At 46.8% G+C, this 17,123-nt stretch carries 11 protein-coding genes; 4 read left to right on the top strand and 7 right to left on the bottom strand.

The window, feature by feature from the left end:
* Positions 1–141: 141 nt before the first annotated feature.
* The 4 genes from GQS64_RS11105 to GQS64_RS11090 form a co-directional block, all read right to left on the bottom strand.
* Positions 142–1,941 carry an ABC transporter ATP-binding protein gene (locus tag GQS64_RS11105; protein WP_198231621.1) on the bottom strand — a complete coding sequence of 600 codons (1,800 nt, stop codon included), beginning with the start codon at positions 1,939–1,941 and terminating at the stop codon, positions 142–144.
* Positions 1,938–3,812, bottom strand: a complete 1,875-nt coding sequence (locus tag GQS64_RS11100; protein ID WP_198231620.1) for an ABC transporter ATP-binding protein — start codon at positions 3,810–3,812, stop codon at positions 1,938–1,940. Before GQS64_RS11100 ends, GQS64_RS11105 begins: the two co-directional genes overlap by 4 nt.
* Before the next feature lie 539 nt (positions 3,813–4,351).
* Positions 4,352–6,493 carry a TonB-dependent copper receptor gene (locus GQS64_RS11095; protein ID WP_369805261.1) on the bottom strand — a complete coding sequence of 714 codons (2,142 nt, stop codon included), beginning with the start codon at positions 6,491–6,493 and terminating at the stop codon, positions 4,352–4,354.
* 495 nt (positions 6,494–6,988) lie between these two features.
* The gene (locus tag GQS64_RS11090; RefSeq protein WP_198231618.1) at positions 6,989–7,432 is read right to left on the bottom strand and encodes a hypothetical protein; all 444 of its coding nucleotides are present in this window, start codon (positions 7,430–7,432) and stop codon (positions 6,989–6,991) included.
* Positions 7,433–7,928: 496 nt separating this feature from the next.
* Here GQS64_RS11090 and GQS64_RS11085 point away from each other — a divergent pair, with 496 nt between their 5' ends.
* Positions 7,929–8,687 (top strand): dihydrofolate reductase family protein, encoded by a 759-nt coding sequence (locus tag GQS64_RS11085; RefSeq protein WP_198231617.1) that lies wholly within the window; start codon positions 7,929–7,931, stop codon positions 8,685–8,687.
* A 236-nt stretch (positions 8,688–8,923) separates the two neighbouring features.
* On the opposite strand, the gene GQS64_RS11080 is transcribed toward GQS64_RS11085, so the two are convergent.
* From GQS64_RS11080 to GQS64_RS11070, 3 genes are all read right to left on the bottom strand, one after another.
* The gene (locus tag GQS64_RS11080) at positions 8,924–9,754 is read right to left on the bottom strand and encodes an SDR family oxidoreductase (protein ID WP_198231616.1); all 831 of its coding nucleotides are present in this window, start codon (positions 9,752–9,754) and stop codon (positions 8,924–8,926) included.
* Positions 9,755–10,209: 455 nt separating this feature from the next.
* The gene (locus GQS64_RS11075) at positions 10,210–11,106 is read right to left on the bottom strand and encodes a LysR family transcriptional regulator (RefSeq protein WP_198231615.1); all 897 of its coding nucleotides are present in this window, start codon (positions 11,104–11,106) and stop codon (positions 10,210–10,212) included.
* 436 nt (positions 11,107–11,542) lie between these two features.
* The gene (locus tag GQS64_RS11070; protein WP_198231614.1) at positions 11,543–12,199 is read right to left on the bottom strand and encodes a GntR family transcriptional regulator; all 657 of its coding nucleotides are present in this window, start codon (positions 12,197–12,199) and stop codon (positions 11,543–11,545) included.
* A 230-nt stretch (positions 12,200–12,429) separates the two neighbouring features.
* Here GQS64_RS11070 and GQS64_RS11065 point away from each other — a divergent pair, with 230 nt between their 5' ends.
* The 3 genes from GQS64_RS11065 (at position 12,430) to GQS64_RS11055 (ending at position 16,960) form a co-directional block, all read left to right on the top strand.
* Complete coding sequence (locus GQS64_RS11065) at positions 12,430–13,191, top strand: LamB/YcsF family protein (protein WP_198231613.1); 762 nt, start codon at positions 12,430–12,432, stop codon at positions 13,189–13,191.
* Between the two features lie 17 nt (positions 13,192–13,208).
* Positions 13,209–15,095, top strand: coding sequence for a 5-oxoprolinase subunit PxpB (gene pxpB, locus GQS64_RS11060; RefSeq protein WP_198231612.1), 1,887 nt, complete (start codon positions 13,209–13,211; stop codon positions 15,093–15,095).
* Between the two features lie 116 nt (positions 15,096–15,211).
* The gene (locus GQS64_RS11055) at positions 15,212–16,960 is read left to right on the top strand and encodes an acetyl/propionyl/methylcrotonyl-CoA carboxylase subunit alpha (RefSeq protein ID WP_198231611.1); all 1,749 of its coding nucleotides are present in this window, start codon (positions 15,212–15,214) and stop codon (positions 16,958–16,960) included.
* Positions 16,961–17,123: the final 163 nt, after the last annotated feature.

The raw sequence follows: 17,123 nt of genomic DNA, 5'->3' as shown, positions 1-17,123 counted from the left end.
ATTCTTTCGCTCAAAGAGCGCGTTGTCGCATTTGGCAATTCTTGGGGACAAAGCTTGAAGACCAGCTTTTCCAGCCCAAAAAAGCTTGAAAGTTCAAGCTTGATTGGCGGCTGGTGACCCTGCTTTTTGTTCACCTTCGGTTTAATCCAGAATGGCTTCGGTTGGAGGGAATACGCCACGCGCTTTATTCTGGTTATTCCATAATTTTTGATAGAGGCCATCGGCTTTCACCAATGTATCATGGGTTCCTTCTTCGACGATTTTCCCGTTTTTCAGAACGATAATATGGTCAGCCCGACGAATGCTGTTCAGCCGGTGGGCAATGACCACGACCGTGCGGGTTCTGGTTAAAGCGTTCATGGCGCGTTGGATTTCTGCTTCCGCCGACGGGTCAAGACTTGCGGTTGCCTCGTCAAGAAGCAATATCGGGGCGTTTTTCAAAAAAGCGCGGGCAATGGATATGCGCTGCTGTTCGCCCCCTGAAAGCGAGCTTCCATGCTCGTCAAGCACTGTATCATAACCTTCCGGCAATGCCATGATGAATTGATGGGCTTCGGCCTGCTTTGCCGCTTCGATGACTTCTTCGCGGCTCGCATCTTCCTTGCCGATTTTGATATTGTCATAAACCGTTCCCGAAAAGAGAAGCACATCCTGAAACACCATGCCGATCAAACGGTGAAGATTTTCCGTCCCTATGTCTTTAAGGTCGATATTGCCGATTGTGATTTTACCTTCCGTTCTTTCCCAAAGACGGGCGATAAGGTGGACAAAACTTGTCTTTCCGGCACCGCTGGGGCCTACAATGGCGGTCAATTCCTGCGGCCTGATAACACATGAAATATCATCAAGGACTTTATGTCCGGCCATTTTTGTGTTGCCCGCTTCTTTGTTATTTGTTTCTTTTTTATCATAGCTGAAACCAACATGGTCGAAACGGATTTCATAGTTTTCCGGCATTTCCGGATGTTGCGGCTCTGTTAGTGTCGGTTCATGAAGCAGCGCTTCAATGCGCATGAGTGAACGGTTTGCCAGACGCAACATCAACATTGCCTGACCGACTTCATATAATTGCCGGTAGACGGGCAAAGCGATAATCAGGAAAATCAACAATTGAGCGACTGTGAGCTTGTCGTTTGCCAACCAGTAAATGCCGAAAATAACCAGACTGATATAGCTCATTTCCAGCACAAAACCGAAGCATGACAGGAAAGGCGAGGTTCTTGTTTCGGCGTGGAACCAGGCATTGCGTTGATCGTCGAGGATTTTTACAAGTCTTTTCCAGCTATTTCCGAAACGCCCGAAGCTGCGAATAACAGTGATACTTTGCACATATTCGAGCAAAGCCGATTGCACGGCACTATTGGCTTTTGCAAGTTTCAAACCGGCGCTTTTTCCCATAGCGAGCGTCCATAACAAGGCAAGCAAAGTCAGGGGAAAGCCGCAAAGCATGACAATTGCCAGACGAAAGTCGACAAAGAAAAGAAAAATAGTCAGGAAAACCGGCATTGAAAAACCGGCAACAAATGGCTGGATAAAATGCGACCACATATGTTCGACAAAAGTAATATCGGAAGTCAGTCTTCCTGCAAGGTCGCCACTTCTTTGCTTGTTGAACCAACCCATGGGGAGTTTGCGCAAATGTTCTGCCACATTAAGGCGTGCCTCGCCCATCATTGTGAAAGCACCATTATATATTTTCGGTGCACCTATCGCACTTGCACCGATGCGCAACAAAAAGCTCAAAACCATGCCGCCCCCGAAGAAAATAGCGGCTTTGATTGTCAACTCTTTGGCAAAGGCCTGTGTCAACATCATAAAAAGGAAGACAAAGGGAAGAGCTGCAAAAAAACCTTCGACAATCGTCCATAAAATGCCGTGAACGAGTTGTTTGTCGCGCGTTTTCGACAGCCGGAAACCGGATGTTAAAATATCGATTATCATGACTGCCCGCCTTTTTCTGCCAAATTATCCTGTTTTGTTGAAAGGGGTTTATTGTCTTGCCCGTTGGTGCCGGTTTTTTCTTCGGCTTCTCCTGCCTCTTCTCCGAGCGACCACTTTCCTGCCGAAAGCTGGTCTTGCCATAAAATCCGGTAGGTCGGGCAGTTTTTCAAAAGTTCTTCATGACGGCCTTCGCCCGCTAGCCTGCCATGATCCATCACAATAATCTTGTCGGCAGAAACAAGATTTTGCAAATGATGGCCGACAATGAGAACCGTGCGATTTTTATAAAGTGTTTCGAGTGCCTCATGGATGAGGTTTTCATTTTCCGGATCAAGACTTGAAGTCGGTTCATCAAGGAGCAGGATTGGCGCATTTTTCAAAAAAGCGCGGGCAATCGAAAGCCTTTGGCGTTCACCGCCGGAAAGTTGCGAGCCGCGTTCCTGAAGGAGCGTATCATAACCTTGCGGCAGGGCTTCGATAAAACCGTCTGCTTTGGCAAGGCGGCAGGCCTCTTTAAGTTCTTCATCACTCGCATCGGGTTTTGCAATGCGCAAATTATCGGCAACAGTGCCATAAAGGAGGACAACATCCTGAAAAACAATGCTCGTCTTGTCGAGAAGGTCGTCAAGCCGCCAGTCGCGCACATCAAGGCCACCTATTGTTAAATGCCCGTGGTCGAATTCATAAAGTCGCGCAACGAGTTTCAGAAGTGTACTTTTGCCCGAACCGCTTGGCCCTACCAATGCCGTAACCTTATCGGCTTTTGCACTAAAACTGACATGGTCGATCGCCAGTCTTTTGCCGTAACTATAAGAGACATCGTCAAAAACAATTTCATAAGGGCCTTCAGGTGTTTTGCTATTGTGATTTTCGATAAGCGGTTTTGCGGTCAAAACTTCATTGATATGATCCATCGCTTCAATATGGTTCATTTTCTCATGAAGTGCCCCTGAAAGGGTCAACAAGGGTTCAAGCACCAGTGGCGAAAGAAGCAAAAATAACACAAAAGTAGCCGCGTCAAGTGAACCGTTCACATAGAATATGGCTCCGATCGGGGCGACCAGAACAAGATTGCCGCGCAGTAAAATAGCAAATGTCATAAACGAGCGCGTTACTCTGGCCGCAAAACTATGCGCCCAGTCAACCGCATTATGGATTGTCTTTGAAAGATTGCCAAAAGAACGCGTATCGAGACCGAAACTTTTGATAACATGTACACCACGGATAAATTCGCTGATCTCGCCTGAAATTTTTTGCTGCAAACCGATCCATTCACGCATGTCATCACCCATGCCGCGTGTCATCCACCATTGGGCAAAAAAGGCAATCGGCAAGGGGATCAAAACAATAATGGCAAGCCGCCAATCGGCAAAAAACAAAAGGATAAGAGCCGAAAGCGATACAATGGGAGCAGAACTCAGATTTGGTAAAATATGGGCATAAAGGCTTTCGAGACTGTCAATATCATCATAAAGCGTGCGCCTGAGTTTTCCCGAAGACTGGCTTGCAAAAAACGACAGTGGAACCTCGCCCAGTTTTTGAGCTGCTCTTTTTCTGAGTGTGAAGAGAATGGTGAAGGCCCCTTTATGGGCAAGCATGTCACTTAAAGATACGAATATCCATCTAAGCAAAACAAGGCCGGTTGCAACACCTGCAAGATACCAGATTCTAGTCGTGTTCACCGTCGGTTTCAAAAGCTCGCCGGCAATAAGCGAAATCACATAGAAGGGCGCAATGCTCAAAGCCGCAGCGATAATGGCCGTGATGATGGCGGAGCCGGTAAAAAAACGCGAATAGCGTAAAAGCCCCAGAAAAGTGGCAGGCTTTTCACTGTCATAAAATGTCGAATTCATGGATGGTTGTTGGCTCATCACAGCTACCGCAAAAATTGTTAAAAATCGACTATGACTTATTTTTGATAATTTTGGTATAGTTTTATTTGTTTTACCCATGAAAAACTTTTTTATCCGTTTTATTGTCACCGATTTTTTCTGAATAAATTTCAGTGTTCCGTGCGGAAAACCGGTCTCCTAACGGGATAATTTTTGTAAAAAAAACGCGATAAATTTTATGAAGTTTCCATCAGGCTTTTCAAACCTGTATCACGATCAATCGCAAATATTAGACCAGAATTATTCTTGTTATCCATGTTCTTGAGTTCAGAAAAACATTTTCCATGAGAAAGTTTCAAGGAACTGGCAGAAAGGTCTCAGACTATAAATCGGCGTTCTCGACCGTTAAAAAGGTTTTATGTCAAGCTTGCAAGGTCGTTTGACCGTTTTGATACCCGTGGCACTCAATTCCGCTGTTTTGATGAGGCATAATTTTTAAAAAAATTATGCCTCGAAACATAAGCTTAAACATAATAGGCAAAGTTTGATATTATTTGCCTTAACTTGACAAATGGATTTCAGAACTTGAAATCGGCTTTTGCCCAGAAGGTGCGCCCCGGTTCTCGCACTTGATAATGGGCGGGAAAACCGAAACCGGCGTCGCCATCACGGTTCAGATGTTCAAAATAATCCTTGTTGAAGAGATTATCGACGCCGCCGGTCAAAGCCACATTTTTTGAAATCTTGTAGCTGCCATTCAAAGAAAAAACACCGAAGCCTGTACTTTTATCAAAGTCTTTCCCCACCACATTGCCTTTGTTTTCGGCAATGCGCGGTTGATCGGCAACAAGCCTTAAAAGGCCGCCAATGCTCCATTTTTCTTTTTGATAGGTGAGGCCGAGCCTTCCCTCCAATGGTGGAATTTGCGGCAAAGCCTCGTTGTCTGTGGTGTTTTTTCCCCACGAATAGGCAAGGCTTGAATCAAACTTCCAGACATTGAACAACATATGGGAAAGCCCCAACTCGCCCCCCATAATGGTGGCATCGACATTCGATGCTTTAGACTGCCCGCTTGAATAGTCGAAGAGAATATAGTCATCAATCCGGCCGACATAGGCGGAAGCCCAGATATTGCTGTTTTCCCCACTATATTGCGCGCCGAAATCAAGCTGGGTGGTTTTTTCGGGCTTTATGCCGTCAAACGCATTGAGTGAGTTAGCGTCGGATTGTTTGGGGGAAAACAGTTCCCAATAATCGGGGAAACGCTCGGCATGGCCAAGCCCGATATAGGTTGTGAGTGGTATTTGATCGAGGTCGCGCTCATAACGGAGAAATCCGCTTGGCAATGTTCTGTCGCGCTTGTCGCCATCTGTCGGACTTGTGCTTCTCTCATCTTTGGCAGAAGCACGATCAAGTCTGCCGCCAAAAACAAGGCGTTGATTTTCGGCAAAGGTCCATGTCGCTTCGCTGAACAGTCCGTAATCGAAAAATACCGCATCCTTATCCCAACCGTTAATGCTCATCATATTGCGGCTTTTTCTTTTGCGGTGGGTGTTGGTTTGGAGATCAACACCGCTTACGAGTGATAAATCGCCTAAATCCCAATTGGTGGTAAAGTGGCCGCCTATGGTGCGCCGGTCAAGGCGCGATTCCATCGGCATGGACGACATATCCATCGTGCCACCAGCACCCCCCATGCCGCCCATGCCATTCATGCTTCCCATACCGCCCATGCTTCCCATACCGCCCATTCCATCCATGCCGGTCATCGGATTTCCGCCTCCGCTCATGGCATTTCCCGTCATATGGTTCATATCCATTGCCCCCATAGCCGACATATGCCCCATATGACCGGTTCCCGTTTTGCCTGTATTTGTCATACCGATTGGCAGTGGGGAAGCGCTGGTGGCAAGGTGGCGCAAACGGAAATTATCCATAATGTGATCGGCATAGTTATAGTAAAATTGCGCGTCGACCTTGGTAAGCTTGTCATTGATATTTTCTTTGATGAATTTGGCACCAAGCGATTCCCGCTTGAATTGGCTGCCATCCATAGCGCGGCCTGCATAGCGGGCTTCACCATCACCGCCGCCGCCCGAAAGCTCGAACAATGTATTCTCGTCTGGCGTCAGCCCCAAAAACATATCGCCATTCCATTTATCCCATTTTGAGGGAACACTATTGCCATCGCCATCATGATAATCATGGGAAAGTGCTTTATTGCCGATAATCCGGACATAGCCGGGGCGTGCCCCGACAGTGCCATCAAGGCGGGATTCAAAACGGCTATTGGAACCGATGACAATACTGGAATCGCCTTTGACGGTCGGTTTGTCAAAATGCTGCGGGTCGCGTTCAAACAAAATTGTTGCCGCCGAACCGGTGGGGCCATAGCGCACGGTTTGAGGCCCCTTCACAACCGTCAGCCGGTCATAACTTTCAGGCGAGATATAGGATGTCGGATTATCCATCCGCCCCGGACAAGCGCCCATAATCGTGCTGCCATCATTGACAATATTAAGACGCGAGCCGAATTGGCCACGAAAAACGGGATCGCCATTGGTGCCGCCATTGCGAATGGTTGCAAAACCGGGAATGGTTTTGAGGTAATCGGCACCGTCCGAAGCGGGAATAGGTTGGCGTGGGGCTTTCGGATTGGTAACAACAGTGACCGGTGAAGACATAGCAGCCGATGTAACGATCACCGGTTTGAGAACCATGTTTCCTTGGTCCTCGGCCTTTGCTGCCTCTTTTTGTGCGGGACTTGTTGTCGGGTTTTGAAGTGGCGTTATCGTGCTCTTCTCATTATTTGCAACCGTTTCGGCTTTTGCCCCCATCGGCATTATGATGAGCAGGGTAGAAAGGGTAGCAATTGCACCAATCACGGCAGACGATGATTTTAGTGCGTTCAAGTGCACACTAAACCGCCTATCGGTTTGAAAGAGAGAATCCATTTTTTAAAATCCATAGAGAAAAAGTGGATTGAAACTTTGTCAGGCATGGAAAACAAACGGGAATTGCCATGGATGGCATTCTCTGAGCCTCGTTTTTTGTGAGGCTTTAAACCATGCGTTTTGACGGTGAAAAAAACAGGCTGACCAAGTTTTATAATCACAATTGAAAACTCAAAAAAATAGCAGCAAACATTTGCGCCACGTCGTTAAAAAGACGGCGCCATTTTTTTAAAAATTCGATGTGATGATATGTTGAACCTGTCAGCTTATGAGTGACAATGGCGGTGAACGCGGTGAGGCGTTGGACTTTACAAAAAACGTGCCGAAGGTTACCGCATCATAGGGCAGTAAAATCTCGACGAGAAAGAGGTTATGTTCGCCGATTTCAACACTATCGGGTGGGGTGAGCATTGTTGCGCCGATGCGGCAGGCGTGACACGCACCCAATTCATGACATGAATTGTCATTATGGTGTTTTTTGCTTAATTTTTGCGGTTTTGAAGATGCGTTTTTCGAGCAAATGTCGCTGTCAGAAACCATATGCGAATGGTTCTGCCGAACGCTTTCTTGATGGTGAGACGAGTTGCTTGCAAAGCTGTTTGATGAAACCGGAAAATTGCGATTATGGGCGAAGGCGAGGTTGAGCAGTGCGAAAATGCACAACACCCTGATAACCACGGAAAATGGTTTGCTCGTCCCGACCATTTCTAAAAAACTTTCCCTTTTAAGGAAACTATTCTCCAGTTCGGTTTTTTTTGCAAGATAGACCAAAACAACCAACAGGAATTTTTAAAAAAAATTAGTAGTAGGGGGAGAGTTATAAATCATCGGGAAGGAGGCGGTGAGAAGTGGTGGGAGCAAGGCGAACGGGAAAGGGAAGCGAGTGTCATAAGAAGGGGGGGAGGGTGAAGAAAAAGGAAGGTTAAGCAATTCTGAGAAAGAGAGAGGCTTGATCCACGGATTCAAAGCTTATGATGTGCTTTTTTTCCCATATATCCGTACGTTTTATTTTCGCGAGCTTATAAAAAAGAACGTGTTTCAGGTAAAGCCCGCTCCTTCATTAATGAATTTTTCTAATAGGCTTTGTGAAAAGAGGCCGGTTTATGAGCGGGCTTCAAGCGTTTATAGATCAAGAAGACATTTCAAAGAGCCTTTGCTTATCTCGTTGCTCTTTCATGATTTTATTGTTCAAGGAGAAATCATGCGCCCTTTTCTAATTTGTCATATGATGACATCGATTGACGGAAAAATCGTGGAAGATCATTGGACTGCGCCTTATGACGGGACAAAAAATGATGAGACGACCATTTCCTATTATGACCTTAGCGACAGTTTCAATTGCGACGCGGAAATGCTGGGGCGGGTTACCGTTCAAAGGCATTTTGTAAAGCAGGAATTTAATGACCCAAATCCTGTAAGAGTGGTTGACCCGCAACCTTTTATCGGTAAGCGCGAAACAAAACGGCTATGCATTGTTGTGGATCGCCATGGGCGCATCAAATATGAAGGAGATAAAATTTGCGGCGAAAACATCATTGTTGTTTTGGGCAAAAAAATTTCGCAAGCCTATCTGGAACATCTCCGTAGCTTGGAAATTTCCTATGTCTTTGCCGGTGAAGATGGAAATGATCTTGTGGAAGCTATGGAAAGTCTTGGGCGTTTCTTCAATATGAAGCGCATTGTTCTGCAAGGTGGTGGCACGATTAACGGAGCATTTCTGGAAAACGGGCTTATCAATGAATTGAGTGTAATGATCTATCCCGGTATTGACGGGCGCAAAGCCGCACCATCCTTATTTGATTGGTCACCTCGCACGGATAATAGCGGAACGGGAGGAACGGTTTTGGTGACAGGAAATCCGGCTGCCGGCCAGTCACTCGAATTGCTGGAGGTAAAAAATGCCGGTCAGGGTGTTATTGCACTGCGCTATAAAATACACCGTGAGAAAAATCGGGAATAATAAGCGTTAAAAGCAATAGATCGGGCTTTCGGCGATGTATTTAACAGTTGCCGATGAAAAAACGCAATCATTTAGCCGTTAGAGCATGAAGGAACAGAGCTGATAATTTCGCCGAACGCTATTGATCTTTTGGTTAAAAATGTTTCTTTTGACTAAAACGCATCTTCTGACGGAACCCATAGCACTTTAATATTCGGCTTTGACGGAGATTTAAGAAAAGGGTTGTTTCATCTCTTTTAAAAGTCGGTTGAAGCGGCAAGTTGTTCCTGCCCTTTAAAGTCTTCAAGCCGTTTTTCCAGAACTTCGATGGTGGTTTTTAAAGCACCTGAACCGAGCACCATGCGTAATGGTGCGGGCGTTATATCGACACTTTCGATAATGCGGGCAGCCATACGTTCGGGATCACCTGCGGCCAAACCGTTTTTCCGATCAAGCATTTTCTGGAAAGCGTGGGCAGGCGTGTTGTCATAAGCTTTTATAGGCTTTGCAATTTTTGCGCTTTTATAGCGGAATTCGGTTCTTGCCCCACCGGGTTCGACAATCGTCACGCCAATATTGAATGGCGCCATTTCTTGTGAAAGCGAGTCACAAAATCCTTCAATGCCCCATTTCGTCGCGTGATAAAGCGAATTTCCGGCAAAAGCGACTTCACCACCATAGGAAGAAATCTGGATGATGCGCCCATGTTGTTTTTTCCTCATAACGGGCAAGAAGGCGCGGATAAAGTCGATCGAGCCGGTGAGATTGGTTGCGATAATGTCGTCAATTTCTTCATCCGCCAATTCTTCGGCAGCTCCGAACAACCCATATCCGGCATTGCTGACAATCACATCGATTGTTGAAAACAATTCTTCGGCTTTTTGCCCAAGTTGTTTCACGGCTTTCCGGTCTCTCATATCGACAATTTCGACATGAAAATTATCGGGATAGCGGTTAACCAGCTCTTCGACAGGTCGAGTTTTGCGTACAGTTCCCAATACGTTATCGCCGCGGCTTAAAACCTGTTTGACCATTTCATAGCCGAAACCGCTTGAAACACCGGTTATCACCCAGTTGCGTTTGACCATCTTTTGAAACCCTTTGACAAAATGCACATTCAAATTTGCACGATCCTGATCGACAATGCGTGGTTGCTTATTGTGAGCGAGATTAATCCGAAAAGCACGTCTTCTAAAAGAAGGCGCGTGGAACTAGGCTTTATGCAAAATTTTCATAAAACAAGCTGATTTGCCAATGTAGGGTTCTCAAAGTTTACCGGCCAAAAATCCTCCCAGTCTGACAATTTGAAAGGGCAAGGTTCAGGAGAGGCAGCAGAAATATCGGGAAATCATAAAACAAATTTACGGGAAGGGGAGAATGAACCGGAAAATAAATCTGCGATAACACGAGACTGGAAGGGTTAAGCAGTGAGAACAGAAAATTGCAATGGAACAAACCGGAATGGCAAATGGAACGCACCTTTTTAGAGGTCTTATCGGAAATTGAAATGTAAAATGCGCGGGGCGCGCGCGCGCACGCACTCTTATAAAGCCTTATAGCGCAAACAATCGATAACCAGTTGAAAAGCGGCGGTATGTTGGCGTCGTGTCGGATAATAGAGATAATATCCCGGAAAAGGCGGGCAATAATTTTCAAGAATGCGTTTAAGCCGCCCTTTTGCCACCCGTTCCACCACAGCATCTTCGGTTGTGTAGGCAATACCGAAACCGGCTTCGGCAGCGTCCAATGCCTGATCGATTGTGTTGAAGCTCAATTGCCCATCGACCCTTATTTTGCATTCATGGCTATTTTCTTCAAATTCCCACACGTAAAAACCGCCGGATGTCGGCAATCGCAGATTGATGCACTGATGCTCAAGAAGATCGCGCGGCGTTTCAGGAACGGAATGGGTTTCAAGATAGTGTGGTGAAGCGACAGCCGCCATGCGGAGATCCGGCCCGATTTTGAGCGCGATCATATCTTTCTCGACCTGTTCACCAAGCCGCACACCGGCATCGAAACGCTCGGCCACAATGTCGGTCAAAGCGTAATCAATTGAAATTTCAAGGTGAATATCAGGATATTTTGCAAGAAGCGGGCAAAGCTTCGGCCATAAAATGGCTTTTGCCGCATAATCGGGCGCAGTTATGCGGATTGTGCCGGATGGGTGGTCGATTGTTTCACAAAGGTTTTTAAGCTCGCTTTCCATCGCCACAAGATGGGGCGTGTAAAGTTCCAAAAGCCGTTCGCCAATATTGGTCGGCGCAACCGAACGTGTGGTGCGGCGCAACAATTGTAAATGCAGGCGATCTTCCAGATTTTTTATCGAATGGCTCAAAGCCGATTGTGATATGTTGAGCTTGCGGGCGGCCTTGGTAAAGCTTTTTTCCTCGGCAACAACCATAAAGGCCATAAGATCGGCGATATTTTCTCGAAGCATAGGCACGCCCTTTGTCATTATGATAAAACAAGTCTAGCATGAGTAACAAAATGGGCTAGCCTGTTTTAATAAAAGCAACATCTATATTTGCCTTGAAGCCGTTCGGGAAGCTCTATTGAACAGTTTGAATAAGCCATAATATATAAAGAACAAAGGCAAAATTGAAGCGAAAACCATTGGCACATTATCCGGCAATAAGAGGCGATAGTTTACAAAGGAACATGACATATAGTTTTTGTGTCATGAACGGTATCAACAGATCAACCGCCAACTGTTCATGAAAATAGCCGGCATTTCCTGTAAAAACACGGTAGAAAATACCGGTGTGGGGCAAACAATGTAAAATGCCGGCGGGATATACGACGTGAAATAACACGCTGAAATACACGACGCACGAAATAAGAAAAAGATAACGACAGACCGGAGAAGCGAGGCGTTATTTTTGCAGTGCCGTATAAGCTCTCATAATCATCCTTTCGGATTGTTTCAGATAGACTTTGAGGAGGCGCGCTGCTTTCTTCGGCTTTTCTTTTTTTAAGCTTTCGACAATATTGCGATTCATGACGACAAAAGGCTGATGAAGCGAGCGCAAGTCGGTCACAAGGCCGAAGATTAATCTGAGTTCGATTGTGAGTTCGACAAAAAGCCGGTCAAGACGCGGGCTATTTCCAAGGCTTACCAGTAATTGATGAAATTCCATATCGGCTGTGCCGACATCCTGCCATTTCTTTTCCTCGCAAAATTGTTCCGATTTTTCCACCACCCGTTCCATCAAGCTGATAGAGGGATGAGGGAAATGCACGTTGCGCACCGCCCCCACTTCGATAATACGGCGCGCATTATAGACATCGACAATCGTATTGAAGTCGGGAACCGCCACAAAAACACCGCGATTGGCACGATATTCGACAAGCCCGTTTTTGGTCAGTATCCGGAATGCTTCACGTAATGTATTGCGTGAGACCGACAGTTTTTTTGTAAGCGTTGCTTCGCTCAAATGCTCGCCCGGATAATACTGGCCATTGATAATACCCGTTTCAATCGCTTTGACAGTCTGGTCAGCAAGCGATATTTCATCTTTGCTGGTTTTCATAATCCTTCCCACCCCTCGATTTTCAAGCGAGTGCAAGCGCTCGCGCAAAGTCTTGAATTGAAATGCATGAAACCGGATAGCAGAACCGCAATCCTCCCGCTTCACCATCCTCCGAATATATTTACAAGTTTATTTGAGAAAGAACATGATTGCAATGTCTAACAATCAAAGTTAGATTGTTCAACAATATAAAATAAACAAGAATCTATATTCGGCAAAGGGAGGGTAGAATGAAATCTATTGATTTGAACAGCGACCTTGGTGAAAGTTTCGGCCCCTGGAAAATGGGGGAAGACAGCGAAATGCTTTCCATTGTAACCAGTGCCAATGTTGCTTGCGGTTTTCATGCCGGTGATCCGGCGGGAATCTTGCGAACACTTGAGGCAGCAAAGAAGAATAATGTGCGCGTCGGTGCCCATATCGGCTATCGTGATCTTGTGGGCTTCGGCCGCCGCAATATGGACCCGACCGATAGCGAATTGACGGGCGACGCCATTTATCAGATCGGAGCGCTTATGGGGCTTGCCAAAGCGGCAGGAACCAAAGTTGTCTATGTCAAGCCCCATGGCGCACTCTATAATACGATTGCCCATGATATGCGCCAGGCAAAAGCCGTTATCAATGCGATCAAGGCGGTCGAGCCGTCACTGGTATTGATGGCATTGGCGGGGTCAGCTCTTATTCCTTTTGCCCGTGAAGCCGGACTTGTTGTGGTGGCAGAAGCTTTTGCCGACCGCGCCTATAATAGTGATGGTACACTTCTATCCCGCCGCGAAAAAGGTGCGGTACTGAGTGACCCCGCTATTGTCGCCGAACGTATGGTGAAATTTGTCGAGACTGGGAAAATTACCGCGATTGATGGCAAAGAGATTACCCTTGATGCACAGTCAATTTGCCTCCATGGCGACAGTCCGAGTGCGGTATTGATGGCCAAAGCTGTCAAATCCGGTCTTGAAAAAGCCGGTGTTTCCTTAAAGCCGTTTGTTGATTGAGGGAGTGTCTTTTTCCCATGCGCTTTCTTGGTGTCAATAATTCGGCCTTTCTGATCGAGCTTGCCGATCTTGAAGAAACATTGGCTTTGTTTGACCGCTTGCAGCAAGAAATCCGGCGCGGAGAGAAAAATCTGCAAGATCAAGAAAAGTTTCAGAGTCAGGACAATCTGCAAGCTATTGTCGAAATTATTCCGGCAGCGCGAACTTTGCTTGTCACTTTTGATCCCCTGCTTGCCGATGAGACCACGTTGGAAACAAAAATTGCGGGATTGAAACTTGAAAAAGGGCAGCAAAAAAGCGGCAAACTTGTCGAAATACCGGTTGTCTATGACGGGGAAGATCTCGAAGACGTTGCCACTCTTTTAAAAATTGACCGTGAAGAGGTTATCCGTCGTCATACGGAAAGTCATTATCAGGTTGCTTTTTGCGGTTTTGCTCCCGGTTTTGCCTATTTGACGGGCGGTGATCCACTTTTTAATGTTCCAAGACGCGCGTCACCACGAAAATCTATTCCTGCCGGTTCTGTAGCACTTGCTGGGAAATTCGGTGGTGTCTATCCGCAACCAAGCCCCGGTGGCTGGCAATTGATCGGGCGGACAGATGTTAAAATGTTTGATCTCGACCGCGACCCGCCTTCACTTCTGAAACCCGGTGACAGAGTGCATTTTGTCGATGTGACGAAAGATTATTCGGCTCGTTCCAATGGGACGACAAGCTTTTCCTTTTCCCCGAATGAAAAAGCCGGAAAATCAGTGCCGGATAGGTCGGGTAGCAAAGCTTTAAAGAACGGTGCTGCAACGAAAGCGATAGAGCAGAATGAAAAGGCCGGTTTGGCAAAAACGGGTGATGAAACCGAAGCGTCAGGAAGCGCGAAAGCAGCAGGCAATGGTAAAGCAGGCAGTCATGACAACGCCGGAATTTTTGTTCCTGAAAAGAGCTTAACGCCTGAAGAAGATGCGGTTTTCAAATTGCTAACAACATTGATGCCGGTTACGTTTCAGGATCGCGGGCGCTTGCTTCAATCCTCGCAAGGGCTTTCCCCTTCAGGGGCACTTGACCAGAAAGCAATGGCCAATGCCAACCGGCTTGTCGGCAATCCTCTTGAACAACCGGTGCTGGAATTTACCTATGGGAATGCGCGTATAAAAGCATTGCAGCCATCGGTTATTGCTTTTACCGGTGCTAACCTGCCAATTACCGTCAAATCGGCAAAAGGCACGGTTTTTGTTTTTGAAAAAAACACACCGCTTTCCATTGATGAAGGCGATGAAATCATTCTTGGACAACCATTGGCAGGCTTTCGCAGCTATATGGCTTTGCGCGGTGGTTTTAAAGTTGAACCGGTTTTAAAAAGTGCATCTTTTGACAGTCTTTCCAATTTGGGGCCAAAACCGCTATCAGCAGGTGACAACATCTTTATAGCCAATGATAGCCCTTTGCAGCCGGTTTTATTGTCGCTTGATGACCCTTACTTCTTGCCGGAAGCAGGCGATCAAGTGGTGCTTGATGTGGTTATGGGGCCGCGTACCGACTGGTTTACAGAGCATTCGATTGCGATGTTTCTTGAAAAACCGTGGCAAGTGACGGCAGCTTCCAACAGAATTGGCATAAGATTACAAAGTGATGCCCGTCTTGAGCGCTCGCGAAGCGATGAATTGCCAAGTGAGGGCACAGTAACGGGTGCAATAGAAGTACCAGCAAATGGCGAGCCGGTTTTGTTTTTGCGTGATCGGCCTGTTACCGGAGGTTATCCGGTCATTGCCAATCTTGTGGAAGATCAGGTCGACCTTGCGGCACAAATTCCGATAGGGGCTTTTATCAAGTTTCGCGCCGTCAAAAATTTTTATGACAGCGAGCAGAAAAGCTTGAAAAACGCTGCCGATAAAACTTCAAAAAAACCATGAAATCAAATGGAAATGGCAAGAACCGGAAAACATAAAGGCGAAAGGCCGTTTTTGGTAAGAAACAAGAGCGCAGGCTCGATCAAGAAAATGATAAATTTACAGTGTTGGGGACGTTCATGAAAAAAATACTGATTGCCAATCGCGGAGAAATTGCATTGCGCATTGTTCGTGCGGCACGCGATTACGGTGTTTTGTCGGTTGCAATTTATGCCGATATTGACAGTTCGGCGCCTTTTGTCAAAGAAGCCGACGAGGCTTATAGCCTCAACGGTAATCGGCCGGAAGAAACCTATCTTGATGGTAACAAAATTATTCAAATTGCCAAACGTTCGGGGGCTGATGCCATTCATCCGGGCTATGGCTTTTTGTCGGAAAGTGCCGAATTTGCCAAAGCGGTAATTGATGCCGGTCTCATCTGGATAGGACCCGATCCGGAAGTGATTGATCTTTTGGGCGACAAGCTCAAAGCCCGTGCAGTTGCAAAAGAGGTAGGTGCGCCTCTTGTTGCCGGTAGCAACGGTATGATTAGAAGTGGCAAGGATGTTGTCGCTTTTGCCGAAAAATATGGTTTTCCTGTTGCGATCAAGGCCGCGCATGGCGGCGGCGGGCGCGGCATGAAGGTTGTTTGGAAACGGGAAGAGGCTGAAGAGCTTTTCCGGTCGGCTGTCCGCGAAGCCGTTCAGGCTTTTGGCCGTGGCGAATGTTATGTGGAACAGTTTCTTGATCGTCCCCGCCATGTCGAAGCGCAGGTCATTGCCGACAAAATGGGGCATGTCGTGGTGCTTGGAACGCGTGATTGTTCATTGCAAAGGCGTAACCAGAAACTTGTCGAGGAAGCACCGGCACCGTTTATTTCCGAAGCGGTTGAAAAACGTTTGAGAGAAGCGGCTACAAATATTTGCCGCCATGTCAATTATAGCGGCGTCGGGACTGTCGAATTTCTGTTGGGGCGCAATGATGTTGTTTCCTTTCTCGAAGTCAATACGAGATTGCAGGTCGAGCATCCTGTGACAGAAGAAACAAGCGGGATTGATGTGGTGGTTGAACAATTCCGTATTGCCGAAGGTTTGCCTTTGACAATTGATAAAACGCCGTCACCTATCGGCCACGCCATCGAATTTCGCATCAATGCCGAGGATGTCGGACGCGGATTTTTGCCGTGTCCTGGAAAAATTACAAAGTTTTCGCCGCCGTCTGGCCCCGGTGTGCGGCTTGATAGCGGTGTGGTCGAAGGCGGTATTGTTGCCCCGCAATTTGACTCGATGATTGCAAAATTGATTATTACCGGAAGAACCCGCGAAGAAGCGTTAAAACGTGCCGCACGGGCTTTGCAAGAATTTGAAATTGAAGGGGTTGCAACGGTCTTGCCATTTGACCGGCTTGTTATTCAACATCCGGATTTTATTGGAGAAAACGGCTTTAAAGTTTATACACGCTGGATCGAAAACGATTTTGCCGAAAAACTGGCTATGGAAAAAAGAGCCGATAAAACTGAGCCGCAAATCGAGCGTTTCGATATTGAAATCGACGGAAAGCGGGTGGAACTCGGTTTGCCGTTCCGGTTTTTGAAATTGCTTGAAGGGGCGGGGAGTGCAGTCAATGGAGCACAAAATCCGCATTCCGAAGGCGGAGAAATCATGAAGGCCGATAAGGGCGCTGGTGATATTGCCGCACCAATTCCCGGAACGATCAAAGCTTGGCTTGTCGAGGACGGCAAAAAAGTCGAAGAAGGTTCGACTGTAGCCGTTATGGAAGCCATGAAAATGGAAACCGGTATCAAAGCCGAAACAAGCGGAACACTGGACATTATAAAACCGGCGGGCAGTATCACCAATGCCGGGGAAGTGATCGCCCGTATCCGATAGAAATCGGAAGCTTTAAAAATCGGCATCCGGAATTTAAAACCGTTTTTAAACCGGAGAAGCCAAGAACGGAAAACCTGCCGGTTTGGCACGTGAAACAAGCGTTCTGGAAGAGAGACCAGCCTATAGAAAGAGGCCGGTTTTCTTCAAGAATGTTAATTTTACA

The sequence above is a fragment of the Bartonella sp. P0282 genome (assembly GCF_048452985.1).
Taxonomy (GTDB): domain Bacteria; phylum Pseudomonadota; class Alphaproteobacteria; order Rhizobiales; family Rhizobiaceae; genus Bartonella; species Bartonella choladocola.
The sequence above is the reverse complement of the archived record's forward strand: the minus strand, read 5'-3'. Positions and strand labels throughout refer to the sequence as shown.

Coding starts and splice junctions, on each gene's coding strand:
- GQS64_RS11075 (WP_198231615.1), bottom strand. CDS start 11,106: ATGCTTCGAGAAAATATCGCCGATCTTATGGCCTTTATGGTTGTTGCC.
- GQS64_RS11090 (WP_198231618.1), bottom strand. CDS start 7,432: ATGGTCGGGACGAGCAAACCATTTTCCGTGGTTATCAGGGTGTTGTGC.
- GQS64_RS11095 (WP_369805261.1), bottom strand. CDS start 6,493: ATGGTTCTCAAACCGGTGATCGTTACATCGGCTGCTATGTCTTCACCG.
- GQS64_RS11055 (WP_198231611.1), top strand. CDS start 15,212: ATGAAAAAAATACTGATTGCCAATCGCGGAGAAATTGCATTGCGCATT.
- pxpB (WP_198231612.1), top strand. CDS start 13,209: ATGCGCTTTCTTGGTGTCAATAATTCGGCCTTTCTGATCGAGCTTGCC.
- GQS64_RS11085 (WP_198231617.1), top strand. CDS start 7,929: ATGCGCCCTTTTCTAATTTGTCATATGATGACATCGATTGACGGAAAA.
- GQS64_RS11065 (WP_198231613.1), top strand. CDS start 12,430: ATGAAATCTATTGATTTGAACAGCGACCTTGGTGAAAGTTTCGGCCCC.
- GQS64_RS11070 (WP_198231614.1), bottom strand. CDS start 12,199: ATGAAAACCAGCAAAGATGAAATATCGCTTGCTGACCAGACTGTCAAA.
- GQS64_RS11080 (WP_198231616.1), bottom strand. CDS start 9,754: ATGGTCAAACGCAACTGGGTGATAACCGGTGTTTCAAGCGGTTTCGGC.
- GQS64_RS11100 (WP_198231620.1), bottom strand. CDS start 3,812: ATGAGCCAACAACCATCCATGAATTCGACATTTTATGACAGTGAAAAG.
- GQS64_RS11105 (WP_198231621.1), bottom strand. CDS start 1,941: ATGATAATCGATATTTTAACATCCGGTTTCCGGCTGTCGAAAACGCGC.